Origin of the sequence: Clostridium sp. YIM B02500 (assembly GCF_022324665.1) — a bacterium.
GTDB classification, from domain to species: Bacteria; Bacillota; Clostridia; order Clostridiales; family Clostridiaceae; genus Clostridium; species Clostridium beijerinckii.
Window position 1 is genome coordinate 167,183 of the sequence record NZ_JAKGTE010000005.1, and the last position, 16,162, is coordinate 183,344.

15 protein-coding genes are annotated in these 16,162 nt (G+C 28.7%); 9 read left to right on the forward strand and 6 right to left on the reverse strand.

Going from position 1 to position 16,162, the window contains the following annotated elements; translation table 11 throughout:
- The first annotated feature begins 50 nt into the window (after nucleotides 1–50).
- From L1S46_RS06015 to L1S46_RS06030, 4 genes are all read left to right on the forward strand, one after another.
- Nucleotides 51–1,184, forward strand: coding sequence for an AI-2E family transporter (locus tag L1S46_RS06015; protein WP_238899512.1), 1,134 nt, complete (start codon nucleotides 51–53; stop codon nucleotides 1,182–1,184).
- 29 nt (nucleotides 1,185–1,213) lie between these two features.
- On the forward strand, nucleotides 1,214–1,750 hold the full coding sequence (locus L1S46_RS06020) for a nitroreductase family protein (protein WP_011968364.1): 537 nt from the start codon (nucleotides 1,214–1,216) through the stop codon (nucleotides 1,748–1,750).
- 261 nt (nucleotides 1,751–2,011) lie between these two features.
- Nucleotides 2,012–2,740: an HAD-IB family hydrolase gene (locus L1S46_RS06025; RefSeq protein ID WP_011968365.1), complete on the forward strand. Its 729-nt coding sequence runs from the start codon at nucleotides 2,012–2,014 to the stop codon at nucleotides 2,738–2,740.
- Nucleotides 2,741–2,754: 14 nt separating this feature from the next.
- Nucleotides 2,755–3,504, forward strand: a complete 750-nt coding sequence (locus L1S46_RS06030; RefSeq protein ID WP_238860630.1) for a ribonuclease H-like domain-containing protein — start codon at nucleotides 2,755–2,757, stop codon at nucleotides 3,502–3,504.
- A gap of 156 nt (nucleotides 3,505–3,660) precedes the next feature.
- Here L1S46_RS06030 and L1S46_RS06035 read toward each other — a convergent pair whose 3' ends face one another.
- Nucleotides 3,661–4,542 (reverse strand): ComEC/Rec2 family competence protein, encoded by an 882-nt coding sequence (locus tag L1S46_RS06035; protein WP_238860628.1) that lies wholly within the window; start codon nucleotides 4,540–4,542, stop codon nucleotides 3,661–3,663.
- A 397-nt stretch (nucleotides 4,543–4,939) separates the two neighbouring features.
- On the opposite strand from L1S46_RS06035, the gene L1S46_RS06040 reads away from it, so the two are divergent.
- Nucleotides 4,940–6,691 carry a phosphoenolpyruvate carboxykinase gene (locus L1S46_RS06040; protein WP_238860626.1) on the forward strand — a complete coding sequence of 584 codons (1,752 nt, stop codon included), beginning with the start codon at nucleotides 4,940–4,942 and terminating at the stop codon, nucleotides 6,689–6,691.
- Between the two features lie 185 nt (nucleotides 6,692–6,876).
- On the opposite strand, the gene L1S46_RS06045 is transcribed toward L1S46_RS06040, so the two are convergent.
- From L1S46_RS06045 to L1S46_RS06055, 3 genes are all read right to left on the reverse strand, one after another.
- Nucleotides 6,877–7,635 (reverse strand): putative ABC transporter permease, encoded by a 759-nt coding sequence (locus tag L1S46_RS06045; RefSeq protein ID WP_238860624.1) that lies wholly within the window; start codon nucleotides 7,633–7,635, stop codon nucleotides 6,877–6,879.
- A gap of 219 nt (nucleotides 7,636–7,854) precedes the next feature.
- The gene (locus L1S46_RS06050; RefSeq protein WP_011968370.1) at nucleotides 7,855–8,055 is read right to left on the reverse strand and encodes a DUF378 domain-containing protein; all 201 of its coding nucleotides are present in this window, start codon (nucleotides 8,053–8,055) and stop codon (nucleotides 7,855–7,857) included.
- A 74-nt stretch (nucleotides 8,056–8,129) separates the two neighbouring features.
- Nucleotides 8,130–8,600: an Lrp/AsnC ligand binding domain-containing protein gene (locus tag L1S46_RS06055; RefSeq protein ID WP_011968371.1), complete on the reverse strand. Its 471-nt coding sequence runs from the start codon at nucleotides 8,598–8,600 to the stop codon at nucleotides 8,130–8,132.
- 248 nt (nucleotides 8,601–8,848) lie between these two features.
- Here L1S46_RS06055 and L1S46_RS06060 point away from each other — a divergent pair, with 248 nt between their 5' ends.
- Nucleotides 8,849–9,169 (forward strand): hypothetical protein, encoded by a 321-nt coding sequence (locus tag L1S46_RS06060; protein ID WP_023973477.1) that lies wholly within the window; start codon nucleotides 8,849–8,851, stop codon nucleotides 9,167–9,169.
- Between the two features lie 223 nt (nucleotides 9,170–9,392).
- Here the strand turns inward: L1S46_RS06060 and L1S46_RS06065 are convergent, their stop codons facing one another.
- Nucleotides 9,393–10,403 carry a CehA/McbA family metallohydrolase gene (locus L1S46_RS06065; protein WP_017212753.1) on the reverse strand — a complete coding sequence of 337 codons (1,011 nt, stop codon included), beginning with the start codon at nucleotides 10,401–10,403 and terminating at the stop codon, nucleotides 9,393–9,395.
- A 183-nt stretch (nucleotides 10,404–10,586) separates the two neighbouring features.
- On the opposite strand from L1S46_RS06065, the gene L1S46_RS06070 reads away from it, so the two are divergent.
- Both L1S46_RS06070 and L1S46_RS06075 read left to right on the forward strand, forming a co-directional pair.
- The gene (locus L1S46_RS06070) at nucleotides 10,587–11,087 is read left to right on the forward strand and encodes a gamma carbonic anhydrase family protein (protein WP_026015891.1); all 501 of its coding nucleotides are present in this window, start codon (nucleotides 10,587–10,589) and stop codon (nucleotides 11,085–11,087) included.
- A 208-nt stretch (nucleotides 11,088–11,295) separates the two neighbouring features.
- Nucleotides 11,296–12,132: a S1-like domain-containing RNA-binding protein gene (locus L1S46_RS06075; protein WP_011968375.1), complete on the forward strand. Its 837-nt coding sequence runs from the start codon at nucleotides 11,296–11,298 to the stop codon at nucleotides 12,130–12,132.
- Between the two features lie 73 nt (nucleotides 12,133–12,205).
- Here L1S46_RS06075 and L1S46_RS06080 read toward each other — a convergent pair whose 3' ends face one another.
- Entirely contained in the window at nucleotides 12,206–13,621 is a 1,416-nt protein-coding gene (locus L1S46_RS06080) for a spore germination protein (RefSeq protein ID WP_011968376.1), read from the reverse strand.
- A gap of 635 nt (nucleotides 13,622–14,256) precedes the next feature.
- On the opposite strand from L1S46_RS06080, the gene asnB reads away from it, so the two are divergent.
- A complete protein-coding gene (asnB, locus tag L1S46_RS06085; protein WP_011968377.1) occupies nucleotides 14,257–16,101 on the forward strand; it encodes an asparagine synthase (glutamine-hydrolyzing) in 1,845 nt (614 codons plus the stop codon).
- Nucleotides 16,102–16,162: the final 61 nt, after the last annotated feature.

The window sequence follows — 16,162 nt, forward strand, 5'->3', positions numbered from 1 at the left end:
AAGTGATATATGGTATAATTGAAAAAAGCATGGAGAGGGTGTGGAATGAATTGTTTATAAATAGAAATATTAAATATAGGGATATCTTAATATTTGCTTTAATAGGTGTAATTGGATACAAACTTATAGATAATTATAATTTTTTCTTTGATATAGGCAGAAAAGTTTTATCTATTATGTTGCCTTTTATATATGCTATTATTTGTGCTTATATATTAAATCCAGTAGTAAGTTTTTTTGAAAATAATTTCAAAACTAAAAGAGCAATATCGATATTGATTACATATTTTATAATTATAGCTTTAATTATTATAATATTATTTTTTACGATACCAAGTATAGTAGACAGTATAGTAAATATAACTAAAGAAATGCCGGCCTATGTGGAAATTATACAAAAGTGGATCAATACTCTTCTTCAAAATGAAAGAATAAAGACACTGATTGTACAAGCAGGACTTTTAAATAAGCTACAGGAAATGTCAAGCCAGATAGGAAGTGTAACCATAGGACTACTACAAAATTTTATTATGTACTTATTATCATTTACATCAAATTTAGTTAGTGTGATTTTTGGCTTTTTAATTTCAATTTATGTTTTAATGGATAAAGAAAAGTTGTTAAAACGTGCTAGAACCATAATATATATGATTTTTAATGAAGAAAAGGGGAATAAGTTAGTTACATTTATTAGAACCTATAATAAAATGATAGGAGTTTATATAGGGATAAAAGCAATTGATTCAGCAATAATAGGTTTTATATCACTTATAGGTCTATTAATTGTTGGGGAACCCTATGCACCACTAATAGCCCTGATAGAAGGGATTACTAATATGATTCCTTATTTTGGACCACTCATTGGTGAAGTAGTCGGTGCAGGAGTTGCAATATTTGTTTCACCTATGAAGGCTTTTATGGTGTTTATACTTTTACTTTGTATTCATCTTTTTGATGCTTGGTACCTTGATCCTAAGCTTATAGGAAAAAAGGTTGGAGTCAGTCCATTAGGGATAATATTAGGAGTTGCAATAGGCGGTGGCTTTTGGGGACCTTTTGGAATGCTTCTAGGATCACCTACAATGGCAACCATAAAAATATATTATGAGAAAACAGTAGAGGAGTTTAGAAAAAAGAATCCAGGATTAGTTAAGAAAGAAAGTCTTGGAGAAATTGATTTATAAAAGATTATAAAGAATTTAGGAGAAGTTTTATGAAGGAATTTATTGATTTATTAAATGAACGTCAAAGTTGTAGAAAGTATTTAAATAAACCTGTTGAAAAAGAAAAGTTAGTAAAATGTATTGAGGCTGCCAGATTAGCTCCATCAGCATGTAATAGCCAACCATGGCATTTTGTAGTAGTTAATAATAAAGAGCTAGTGCCTAAGGTTTCAGAATGCTTACAGGATGCAGTTATGAATAAATTTACTACAGAATGTCCAGCTTTTATAATAGTGGTGGAGGAAAGTGGAAATTTAACTTCACGAGCTGGAGCATTAATTAAACAGCAGGATTATAGATCTGTTGATATTGGGATTGCAACTGAGCATATATGTTTAGCGGCAACAGAACAAAATTTAGGTACTTGTATTTTAGGTTGGTTTAATGAAAAAGAACTAAAGAAACTTTTAAATATAAATAAATTAAAGCGAATTAGATTAGTAGTGGCTGTTGGATATCCAGAAAATGATAATATAAGAAAAAAAGTGAGAAAGAATATAGATGAAATTCTAACTTTTATAGAATAGTCATGGATAAATTTTAACGACACTATCAATAATAAATATATTTGGTAGTGTTTTTACTTATACAATTTATATGATATATTTCAAAAATAATTCTTTATCATAATTCAAAAAATATTGCAAGAATTTCCGTCGTGATTGTGAATCGTGAAATGTGCATTGTGAATTGCAACATATATATTTAAATTAATCAGATAGATTTTATAAGCTTTTCTGAAATGAAAAAATAAAGTATAATAAATAAGTATAAAAGGATGTGAGTTAATGGCAAATATAGGTGCGTTTTTTGATTTAGATGGAACTTTATACAGAGAAGGACTAATAACAGAAGTATTTAAAAAGATGGTTAAATATGAAATTATAGGTTCAGAAAGATGGTATAATGATTTAAGGCCTTACTTTATGAAGTGGGATAAGAGGCAAGGTGATTATGATCAATATCTGTTGAAAATGATTGATATATATATTGAGTCAATTAAAGGATTACAGAAGTATCAAATGGAATATATAGCTAAGAAAGTTGTAGAACAAAAGGGCGATAGAGTATATACTTTTACGAGGGACAGAATAAAGTGGCATCAAGCTAATAACCATACTCTAATTATAATATCTGGATCGCCTTCAGAACTTGTTGGAGAGATGGCCAAGAAATATGGCTTTACAGATTATATAGGTGCAAAATATATTATAGATGATAAAAATGTATATACAGGGCAAGTTACACCAATGTGGGATAGTAAAAGTAAATCGAAGGCGATAAATGAATTTGTTAAAAAGTATGATATAGATTTAAACGATAGTTATGCATATGGAGATACAGCAGGCGATTATACTATGTTTAAAAATGTAAAACATCCTTATTGTATGAATCCAACTAAAGAACTTTTGCAAAAAGTATTGAAAGATCGAGAATTAATAAAAAGAGTGAATGTTGTTGTTGAAAGAAAGGATGTAATATACAATTTGGACATTGAGGATATACAATTCTTATAGAAAAGAGTGATACTGTGATTATTCGTGAAAATAAGGTGAAGGTTGAAGAATATAGTGAAGAATTTATGATGAAGTCTCTAGATAAAGAATATACACCAGAAGAAATTATCTTCTTTGATTTAGAGCATTATGTATATAAGAAGCCTAAGTGTATTGGAGTATTTGGGGCGTGTGAGTATGATAAGAAAAATAATAATATTCTAGTAACCCAATATATGATTGAAGATAGAGATGAGGCGACACATATATTGTATCTCGCTAAAGAATATTTTATAAAGATGAAACAAAAAGGAAAAAAGGCCATTATCACTTTTTCAGGGAATAATGATTTTTCAGTTATTAATTATCTTTTCAAAGAAAATAATATATATTATAATTTTAGTGAAGAATTTGATTCGATTGATATTCAAAAAGAATATGAAAAGAATAAAAAATTGTCTATTGGGCTTAAAAAGTTAGAAAAAGTTTTTGATATTGTAAGAGAGGGAGAGGTAATCAGCGGATCTAATTTAGCTAAAACTTTTCACAAAGTTATGAAAGATAAAAGCTATTTCAAAAGAATGCCAGAAGAGAAAATTGAAAAAATTCTTCTGTATAATGAGCAGGATGTCATAAATTTATATTATATATATGTAAACTGGAAAAAATATATTTATGAAGATATCATCGAAGAAGCTATCGCTGAAGATGAAGTTGAAGATTTAGAAAATCTAGAAGAAGCGGATGATATTCAAGAAAATTCATTGAGTAATAATTCTAATTAATGACTGCAAAATAAATAAGATAGAAATAAATAATTTAGAAATAATTAAATTTTATTTCTGATTTTTAAATGACTCCAAGTTTTTGGGGTCTATTTTAATGCTTTAATAACAGCTAGGATGCTTTTAATATAATAAAGCATCCCTTTCTGTGTTGATCTATTTTTTTGATATGTTAGAGCCGTCTGAGCAAATGACGATGGTTCCATCTTTATCTGTTCTATAAGTTTTTATATTGCTCTCATCCAATAATTTTGTAGTAATAGCATCAGGATGATTGTATATATTGCCTTTACCTACAGATATAACTGCTATTGAAGGATTAACTTTTTTTAGAAAGTCTTTACTAGTAGAAGTTGAGGATCCGTGATGTCCCACTTTAAGCACATCTGCACTGATATCTTCATTATTATTAAGAATTTCTTTTTCTACTTCCTTTTCGGCGTCACCAGTAAATAAAAAAGAAGTGTTACCATATTGAATTTTTATTACAGGAGAGTAGTTGTTTAAATTATCATAAAAATCCTTATTAGGAGAGAAGACATTTACTTTAGTATTTTCACCTAAGTCAATAGAATTACTATTATTTTTCAATACATGTACCTTTAAATTTTTATCTTTTAAAGCATCTGCCATGTCCTCAAAGCTTTTTGTAGTGGATTCAACTTTTGGAGCATAGAAAGTTCCTATACTATAAGTTTTTATTATATCATCCATATTACCAATATGATCTTCATGTGGATGAGTTGCAATTACATAATCTAATTTATTTAAATTTAGCCCTGATAAATAGTTAAAAAGTTTTCTTCTATCAGATTTAGGTCCAGAATCTATTAAAAGATTTTTGTTATTCACTTGAACGAGAATGCAATCACCTTGGCCTACATCTATATAATGAACAAGTATTTTGTTTGTATCAGCGTTATTAGCTTTATTTGAATTGGATTTTGTAAGGCCACAACTTACTATGGAAAATGAAAATAATAGAATTGCAAGAAAAGTTAATAAATATTTTTTAATATTATACTTATTTTTGTTCATAAAAAAGTTGTCTCCTTGATTATATAGTTTTAATATAATTCTACCATTTAAGGAAATGTAATGGAAACAAAATTATTCTAAATGCAAGCAAAAGAAAAATAAAAAGTTAAAATAAAACACGAACATAATTGTAAAAAGACGATATAATATTCATATAATGAGCTTTTTGAGCTTTTTTATAGCATAGTCAGATAGGGGTGGAGGAATTAACTTTGTTGAATTTTAATTTAAGAAATTTCTTATGAACTCGAATGATTTATAGATGAAAAAAACTTTAAAATGAAAAATGCAAAGGTTGAATATTGCAAAAAGTATGATATAATTATTTCAATATGTGGAATTTGAAAAGAAAAATGCAATATTTAAATATGAAAAAATTCATATGGGGGGCCATGAAATGAAGAAAGAATTTTCTATGAGTAATGACAAAGTGATGATAAACTTTACAGCAAAGTACTGTAATAGCTTTGAGGCTATACTAGAAAGTGATGGATTTAGACGAATTTTAGAGGTTTATCTAAGAAGAGCTAAAAAGAAAAATTCAGTAGCATACAGATATTTAAGTAAGACATTAGATACAGATAGTCTTATAGACATTAGGAGAGATTTAACTGTAGTAATAAAATATTTAACAGTTATGAGTGTTGAGGAAATTATGGAGATTAGTGACTCATATTCGAAATTATTGGAAGATAGGGACAAGTTTGTAGTATTTATAGAAGATTTCTATTTATTTTGGAGAAAGCTTGAAAGATATACAATAGTTCATAGATATAAGGTTCAACAAGGCCTTGCAGCAGTTAGTTTTACAGAAGCAAATGCTAACTTTTCTACATTAATTCTAAGTTTGTACAGAAAAATTGAACAGCATGTTGCAGGATATCAGCCAAAAGTTTATAGACAAATACCAGCTGGTGGAAATGCCTGCATAATGATTCATGAAATGGAATGGGTAAGACCAAATGGATATGAAGCTTTAGAGGAAGTACCATTTATTGATCATATACTTTTAGAAACACCATTTATAACTTATCCTAAAAAGAATACAAGAGATGGAATGTTCACAGAGATAAAATATAACCCATTAAAGTATGCACAAATAAATAAAGAACATTGGTTTTGTTATCCAGCTAAGATAGGCGGGTTACTTACTTTCATTTATTTCCATAGAGATTTTATGGAACATGGAATAACTTTATGTAATCTGTTCGAGATGGCTAGAAGTGAAGAAACAAGGGGAAGAAAGCCTGATATTATTTATGTGTTTGGAGCTAAAGATAACGATGAAGATCTAAAAACAGTGTTCTTTGATGATGTTCAAAATGATATAATGCTTGGATATGTAAATCATTCAGAAAAGATAGATTATTTTGGGTATATAAAGAAGATGACATTAACATTATACAACTTAATAATGATAAAGAGAGGATATTTGCCAATACATGGTTCAATGGTGAATATTATTTTAAAAAGCGGAGATGAAGCTAATGTTGTTATCATGGGAGATAGCGGAGCTGGTAAATCTGAAAGTTTAGAAGCTTTTCGTAGTTTAAGCGAAGATTATATTTCAGATATGACTATTATCTTTGATGATATGGGAACTTTTAAAATAGAGGATGGATTAATTAATGGATATGGAACTGAGATTGGTGCATTTGTCCGATTAGATGACTTAGATCAAGGATACGCCTTTAAAGAAATGGATAGAAGTATATTTATGAATCCTGATAAGGTCAACGCTAGACTTGTAGTACCAGTAGCATCATATAAGGAAATATCAAAGGGACATCCAATAGACTTTTTCTTCTATGCTAATAACTACGACGGCGTTAATGAAGGAGAAAAGTATTTAGATTACTTTAAAACTCCAGAGGAAGCAATTAAAGTATTTAAAGCAGGTGCTAGAATGGCGAAGGGAACAACAACGGAGAAGGGGTTAGTAGAGTCATTTTTTGCAAATCCATTTGGGCCAGCGCAAAAGCAGGATGAAACAAATATTCTTATAGAAAAATATTTTAAGATAATGTTTGAAAATGGACAAGTGAAAGTTGGACAAATTAGAACTTGTTTAGGTGTAAAAGGGCAAGAAAAAAATGGGCCAAGAAATGCAGCTATAGAATTATTCGATGAAATTAAAGGCATGAAATAAATACTAAGGCACAATCAAATAAATAACAAGTCCAATTGCCAGCCTATTTACCATTATGCTACGTTGGCAAATTGACCCGCTATGAGGGCAATTTGCCGCCTTGTCTAACGAAAAATATCCATGGCAACTTTGGAATTGTTATTTATTTTCATGTGCCTAAAAGAGATTAAGGTAAATACTTTACCTTAATCTCTTTTTAATTTATCTCTTAAAGCCTTAAAAATATTTAAAGATCTATAAGAAATACTTGAAAAGTTTTGTCTTGATTGTCTATTATATAAATTCATTTTTAGCTTACTGAAAAATGATTCAAAGTGTCTAATTCTACCAACAGCTTTTTCTTTTGTAAAGCTCAATAATGAACTTGGTTTATCAAATAAAAAATTAGCTGGCACAAATTGAAATGCAAAAGACATTTTTTCAAATTGCATTAACGAAGCTATAGTTAAACTAAAATCAATAAGATAATAAATAATAATAAAGAAAATAAATACCTCACCAAGTGTTTTGGGAATATTATTGATTATGTTTACCACTATAGGATGTATTATCTTAATTATGCCTACCTCACCAACTCCCCAGAGTAGAGAATAAAGTAAACAAACACGACCATGTATATTAAATGGATCGCCAGTATAATCCCACCATTTTGTCTTAAATGCTTTTTCTAATACAAAACCAGTAATATATTCTAAGACTGTTGTAAAGAAACAGGCTAAGAAGAATAAGGCGAAAATATTATGTTTGTAGTTATCAAGAAAGACTACAAGAAATAAGACACCAAATCCATATATAGGACAAAAGGGACCATATAAAAAGCCTCTATTAACAAACCTACGTTCATTTTTAAAATAATACAAGACTTCGAGGCACCAGCCAGCAAATGAATAGAATACAAAAAAATATATTAAATTATAAAAATTAAAATTTAATACTGTACGCAAATGTATACTAACCTCCTAGTAAAATATAAGTATTAATAATTTATTCCATTATATATCAAAACATAGCTAAAGAAATATTAATTTTACATTAAAAATTTCTTATCACTATGTATAAAGCTTAAGTATAAATAAATATTATATTGAGATTAGCAGCTATAGAATTAGCGTTTAAGTCATTTTTATTTTAACAAATATAATATTAATATTTATTATGCTGCATTATACTCTAGATCTTTCTTGAACGAAAAAAGAGATAGAATATAAACTGGCAATTCCAACTAAACAATAAATTATTGTAGATAACATTGAAAAACTTCCAAAAAGGAAATCTACTAAGTTAAATCTAAAAAAACCTATTAAGCCCCAATTAATGCCGCCTATAATTATAAGGGCAAGTGAAATTGAATTTAAAATTTTCATAAAAAACACACTCCTTATTATAAGATACCTTTAGTATGTATATAAAAATGTGTTTTTATTCTATTTTTTTATAATTATTCTAATGATATATTTCTGTCTATAGGTTGAGATAGAGAAATAAATGTATCAGTTCTTTGTACTCCATCAATGTTATTTATCTTGTTAAGTAAAACATTCTGCAAATCTAAAATATTAGCACATACAACTTTAGCAAACATAGAATAATCACCAGTAGTTAAATGCAATTCAACTACTTCCTTTATGTTTGACATTTGGTCAAATACATAGTTAAAAGAAGATGTTTTATCAACATAGATACCTACAAAACAACATACATCGTATCCTAGCTTAGGAAGGTTTAAAATTATTCTAGAACCTTTTATTATTCCTAGATCTTCCATTTTCTTCATTCTTACATGAATAGTACCACCGCTTACGTGGCATATTCTGGCAATCTCCAAGTAAGGAGTTCTACAATCTTTTATTAATAAGTCAAGTATTTGTAAATCTAATTCATCTAAATGATTATTTGAAATTAAATTCATTATATCACCTCATATCTTTTATATCATATACTTTTTCTATTTTATCAAATATACGCGAATAATTAAAGATAAAACTATAAATTTGTTAAAAAAAAATTATAATATTGATATTTTAATAAAAATTATTACTTTTTGATTATAATGTATACTGATGAAATCAACACCAATTAAAAGGAATGCTTGATAATAGTTTATATATAAATTATCATTAACCATATAGACTTTTTTATAGGAGGATATGTGAGTAGATGAATCTTTTTACATCAATTATTTTATTTGTAGTAATGCTTCTTGTTATATTTGTAGCTTATGCATTATGCAAAAAATTTATATTTGGTAAAGTGCGTATAAATAAGTGGATACCTTTAGCGATAGCTGCAGTATTATTTGCGGCCCAAATATTCGTAGGTGCATCAAATACTTATATTTCAAGTGGATTATCTATTTTTGCAGTTCTATTTTTCTTATGGTTCATGGATATTACACAAAGAGGCGGACTTAAGAAAAAAGAAAAGCAAATAGTGATTAAGCCAAAAGCTAAACCAAATAGAGTTAAAAAAAATAAATAGAAACATAGAAAAGAAATAGAATGTATGATTTATAACAATGTAAATGTTTTGAAATTATATATTCTATTTCTTTTTATATGAATTATTTTTTTAAGAATATATATGCGTTGCAAAAAATCTTCATCATAATTCTAAAAATATTGCAAGAATTTTAGCTGTAATTGTGCATAGTGAATTATGAATTGCTAATTGCAACATATATATTTTAAGTATATAAACAATATTATTCTTGACCTCTAAAAATGGGAGAACTAATAGCGATTTTGTTATTATCCAGTGCTATTTTTATTACATACCACAACTCAGTTTTTAAGGGCTCGTGAGAATACAAGTATTTTACTTTATTTAAATTCAAGTTAGATATTTTTTTTATTATAGTCCCACCAGTAGATATTATATCAATTTCTAATATTTTGTGATTAGGATCATGGGCAAAAATTGAAAATTGTAAATTATCATCTTCCATAGGTATAATATCGCCCATAAATTCATTATTTATTGTAAAGTACATAGTTAAAGTTCTGGATTCTGTTGAATAAGTGTGTCGTTTTCTAAAAGCGTCGACTAGAGACTGAGTTGTAAGCTCTTCTGCAATTATACATGTTAAATTTTCATCGTCACCAAAGTTTAATCTATGATTATCCTGACCATTGATTGCGCCTAGTTTCCAGTTTTTATCGAGTAAATGGTAATAATATTTTTCATATCTTAAATACTTGTTTGGATAAGATCCATTTCCAACTTCTATTGAAGTTATTAGTTTATTTAAAATAGAGTTGTATTCTAAATATGTTATTGTTTTGTGGGGATGGTTAATTGAAATAAATGCATTAGGATTATTAAGCATCCATAAAACTAATAGTTGCATATTATTTACTGTTCCAGTAAAGAACCTGTTTGGATTTACTACATTAATGTCTCCAAACGGATTAGTTTTGCTTTCAAAACCAACCACAGCTAAAAAGTTTTCATGTTTTTTATTATAACGAACAGTTAAATATTTTAGCGCATCCCATCTACTTAGCTCAGAGCTTTTTACTTTTATTGTTTTTGTTAAATGATTATTATGGTCTGTTAAAATAAGGAAATTAAGGCCATTATGTCGTGCATAATCAAATGCTTCAATTGGAGTTCCATGTCCAGTGGAAAAATTGCAATGAGCATGAGGAATTCCATAGTAAAAATTCAGATCATCTATATTAAGCTTATTTTTAGGTGATTTTTTTTTCCCCAAAGTTATTACCTCTAAAAATTATTTATAGTATATATATATTGCAATGCACAATGCACAATTCACAATTAATAATTAATTATGGTTTAAATTATTATTTTATTTCGTATTTCTAAAGTGAGCAAAATAATGACAATAAGTGAATGTAATGTTAAAATAACCTTAGTGTTTAGTGAGGTGATTGTTATGGTGAAAATTTATAAAGACAAAAAACCTGTTTTGGATAGCGATATTTATATTTCAGAAACTGCAGTAATTATTGGAGACGTAACACTTAAGAAAAATGCGAATATATGGTTTGGTGCTGTTATAAGAGGTGATGAAGCATCAATAACTATAGGAGAGAATACAAACATCCAAGAAAATTGTGTGGTACATGTTGATTATGGATATAATACAGTTATAGGAGATGGTTGTACTATAGGGCATGGCGCAATAATCCATGGATGCACCATTAAAAATAATGTTTTAGTAGGTATGGGATCAATAATATTAAATGGAGCAAAAATAGGCAATAATACAATTATAGGAGCAGGAAGTTTAATAACTCAAAATAAAGAATTTGAAGATGGCGTTTTGATACTTGGAAATCCAGCAAAAGTGATACGAAAGTTAACACAAGAAGAAATTGAAGGAATTAAGAAATCATATATAAGTTATCTGGAATTGAGTAAAGATTTCAAGTAATTTAGATTTAACATGTTTTATATAAAGAAAAGATACGAGTTATTATCATATTGTGTAGTAATAAATTTACATTCAAGGTTCTAGTAATGTGAGTACCAAATTGAGGATAGCAATGTAGAAAGTTAATTTCAATATATAGAATGATCAAGAAAAGTAATAAAGAAGATAACATCGATTAAGTTGTTATGATTAATGGAGGAAATTAAAAATGATATCAGTAGGGCAATATAGTAAATTAAAAGTAAGTAAAAAAGTAGACTTTGGATATTATCTTGAAGATAATTTTGGTGATGAGGTCTTACTTCCAAACAGTGCGGCAAAGGGACATGAAATAAAAGAAGGCGACCAATTAGAAGTATTCATTTATAGAGATTCAAAGGATAGGATGATTTCAACTCTAAAAAAACCATTATTAACAGTTGGAGAGATTGGTTATCTAGAAGTTGTAAGCCAAAATAATATTGGGGCATTCGTAAACTTTGGGCTTGAAAGAGACTTATTCGTCCCATTAAAAGAGCAAAGTTACAAGCTTAAAGAAGGAAAAAAATATCTATTTTATATGTATGTAGATAAAACTGATAGATTAGCGGCAACTACTAGAATACACTCTTATTTAGATATAGCAGAAGAAGGTAAATATAAAGTTTCTGATGAAGTAAATGCTATAGTTTATGAAATAAATGAGAATGCGACCTTAAATGTTGCAATAGATGGTGAATATAGAGGGTTAATATTAGCCAATGAACATTTTGAGTACATATATCCTGGACAGGAAATAAAGGGAAGAGTTAAGAGGATTTATGAAGATGGGACTATTGGAGTTACAACGAGAAAGAAAAGGTTAGAAGCAAGAAGTGAATTAAGTGAAACAATACTTAATTATTTAAAAGCAAATGGTGGATTTATGCCTTATAATGATAAATCGTCACCTGATGATATAAAGAGAGAATTTAATACAAGTAAAAATTATTTTAAAATGACATTAGGCGGGCTAATGAGAGAGAAACTAATTACACAGGATAAAGAGGGAACTAGGTTATTGTAATAATATACCTATATAAGAAAATGAGATATTTAAAATGCTTAATTCTAAATATCTCACTTTTTATTTATGGAAATTATTGTACATCATTTGATATTCTTGTTCTGAATAATAAATTTTTAAGAGCTTTCCAGTTAAATGGTATTAAAGGATAAAAATATTTATCACCAGCTATTGTTTTTGTACTTGCCATAACTATTAGAATAAATATAATACCACCTATAAAGCCCCAGAAACCAAAGAATCCACAAAGTATAAGTAAAATCATCCTTGCAAATTTTAAAGCAAAATTCATTTCTATGCTAGGTTGAGTAAAGTCTCCTATGGTAACGATGGACATATATAATATAGACTGAGGAATAAACCAGCCTGTTTTTACAGCGTAATCACCAAGGATTAAACCACCAATCAAAGACATTGCACTTCCAAGTGGGCTTGGAGTATTTAAACCAGCCAGCTTTAATATATCAACAGCAAATTCTAAAAGCATGAATTGACCGAGCAGAGGCAAAGCAAATTCCTCTTGCGGTTTCAAGAAGTCAAAATAACTCGGTATAAAAATATTCCCATTTACAATCATCAAATAGACTGGAGTTAATAATATTGTCGCTAACATTACGAAATTTCTAACAATTCTTAGGTAGTTTCCAGTGAATAAAGGGAAATAATAATCATTTATATCTTGTAAAAAATCGAAAATTCCTGTTGGGAGAATTATTACGTTTGGAGAATTATCCACAATAATAATTATTTTTCCTTCAACTATATGTGCAGCAGCTACATCAGGCCTTTCGGTAAATCTTACCTTTGGAAATGGATTAAGCCAATTTTTTGTGCACATTACATCAACTAAACTTTGGTCAGAAAGCGTTAAAGCTTTTATATCTACTTTTGATATGCTATCAATTATTAAATCAAGAACTTTTTTATCTGCTACTCCATCTATATACGCGATACATACATCTGTTTTTGAGACATTACCAACTTGATGTATATCAAAAACTAATCTAGGATCTCTTATTCTTCTTCTAATGAAACCAGCATTAAATACTAACTTTTCAATGAAGCCATCTCTTCCACCTCTTAAAGTTTTTTCCTTTTCAGGTTTTGATGAATCTGAACCTGGATAAGTACGCAAATCTAAGAGTATAAATGAATCATAGCCATCAACATACATTATTGTTTGGCCAGATAATAACGCGATTAAAATTTTGTCTAAATCAGTTTCAGTTTTAACGGATACGTGTGAAACTTTATTGTTGATAAAGTCATCAATTGTTTTGTATGAATTCATTGTTTCAGGTGTTATCTTAAAGAAAGATTTTAATATTTCCTCCATGATAGCATCTTTAATAAAACCATTCAAAAAATATAAAACAGAGCTTCTTCCCCCAACAATGAAGTTTCGTTCAACGATATCGAAACTTTTATCTACAACTAAATTTGAATGAATTAAGTCAATATTTGCTTGGTAATTGTTTGCAACATTCAATTATTTTACCTTCTCTCTCTATTTAAATATACATATCTAGTATGTTACAGATAAGAAATAGTATTCATGTTTATCAAATATATAAGTTTATAATTCTTTATACAATTATTAGAGGGAGAAGTTTTTTTATGCTATTTCACTTTTATAGGTGATGCATTTCTTATAAATATGAAAAGTTTTTTGGGTATAGTGCACTTTTTGTACGCAAAGTTTTTAACTGTACTTGATAAGTTCCTAATTGTGGTTCGAACTTTTTTTGTGTGAAATGATATTGGTTGAACTGTGTGATCTCTTTAAAGGAGTATACTTTTTTCAGAAGTGAAAAGATATTAACTGTGATTAATAAGTTCCTAATTGTGCTTCGCACTTTTTTTAACTGTGATATGATCGTAATTGCACTTCGTGCTCTTTTTAGCTGTGCGTACTTTTTTCTAATGTGTAAAGATCTTAATGTGCTGTCGCACCTTCTTCAAAGCTGAAAAGATCTTAATTGTGCTGTCGCACTTTTTTTAAAGGTGAAAAGATTTTAATGTGCTATCGCACTTTTTTTAAAGTAAAAAGTTCTTAATGTGCTATCGCACTTTTTTCAAATGTGCATATTTTAATAGTATCAATACTATTAGAAGGTGAAATGGATGTGCGGAATTGCTGGATTAGTAAATTTTAAAAAGAATATAGTACAAGATAAAGATATATTAAATAATATGATAAAGACTTTGGAGAAGAGGGGACCTGATGCAAAAGGATATTATATATCTCCAAATGTTTTATTAGGCCATAGAAGGCTTATAGTTGTAGATCCAGAAGGTGGATTGCAACCTATGACTAAAATATTTGAGGGTAAGAAATACACATTGGTTTATAATGGTGAGCTATATAATACTGAGGATTTAAGAAAAGAATTAAAGGCTAAAGGATTTACTTTTGATTCTTATTCAGATACTGAAGTATTGCTTACATCGTATATTTGTTGGGGGAAGGACTGTGTAAATAAGCTTATAGGTATATTTGCATTTGGAGTTTTTGATGAAGATAAAAGAGAAGTTTTTTTAGCTAGAGATCAAATGGGGGTTAAGCCATTATTCTATACTGTTCATGATAATACCCTTGTTTTTGGTTCTGAGATAAAAACTCTTTTAGCAGATCCAAGAGTTAAAAGAGAAATTGATATGGAAGGATTAACTGAAATATTTGGGCTTGGACCTGCGACAATACCAGGAAGCGGAGTATTTAAGAATATAAAAGAAATTGCACCAGCCAACTGTTTATTAGTTTCAGGTGATGGAAACATTAAAAAGTGGGAATATTGGACAGTTGAAGCAAAAGAATTTCATGAAACAGCAGAAGAAGCAATAGTTCATGCGAGAGAATTATTAATAGATGCAGTAAAGAGACAATTAGTTGGAGATGTACCTGTTTGTACATTCCTATCAGGGGGATTAGACTCCTCAATTATATCAGCAATAGCTGCTGAGGAATTTAGAAAACAGGGAAAGAAGCTTACTACTTATGCGATTAATTATGAAGACAATGAAAAGTATTTTAAAGCGTCATTATTTCAACCGACATCAGATGAATACTGGTCAGAAGAAATGGCAAAGTTTATAAATAGTGATCATAGAAAAGTAGTTTTGAATCATTCAGATTTAGCAGCTGCATTAAGAGATGCTGTAATATCAAGAGACTTACCAGGTATGGCAGATATTGATTCATCAATGCTTCTATTTTGTAAAGAAATTCGTAAAGATTTTGTAGTTGGACTTACAGGAGAGTGCGCTGATGAAATCTTTGGCGGATATCCTTGGTTTACAAGGGATGAAATGTTCTATTTAGATACATTCCCATGGTCAAGGTTTGTTAATGATAGAAAGGCTATAGTTAATAAGAAATTAAAAAATATGCCGCTAGAGGAATTAGTTAGAACTCAATATGAAAAATCTCTAAGTAAAGTCCCTCATCTTGATGGGGAGAGTAAGAGAGATTATAGGATGAGGGAAGTATCGTATTTAAATCTAAAATGGTTCATGGTTCAGCTTCTTACAAGAAAAGATAGGACTAGTATGTATAATGGATTAGAAGCAAGAGTTCCATTTGCAGATATTAGATTGGTTGATTATGCGTTCAACTTGCCAGCGGATGTAAAATTATATAAAGGTAGAGAAAAAGGATTATTAAGAGCAGCCTTTGAAGGAATATTGCCAAATGACATTATATACAGAAAGAAGAGTCCATATCCTAAGACACATAATCCAGTTTATACAGACATTGTATGTAAGATGATAACTGAGATTTTAGATAAGAAATCTTCACCAATTCATGAAATCATTGATGAAAAGGTAGTTAGAGAGATAATACTCACAAAAGGAGAATCATATAAAGCTCCATGGTATGGGCAGCTAATGACTGGACCACAATTGCTTGCTTTCTTGATTCAAGTAAATATTTGGCTTGAAGAATATAATGTTAATCTACTAATTTAATTTTTAATTCATAATGCACAATTATGGGTAAGCTACTTTGGAGTTTTAAAAATATATATCT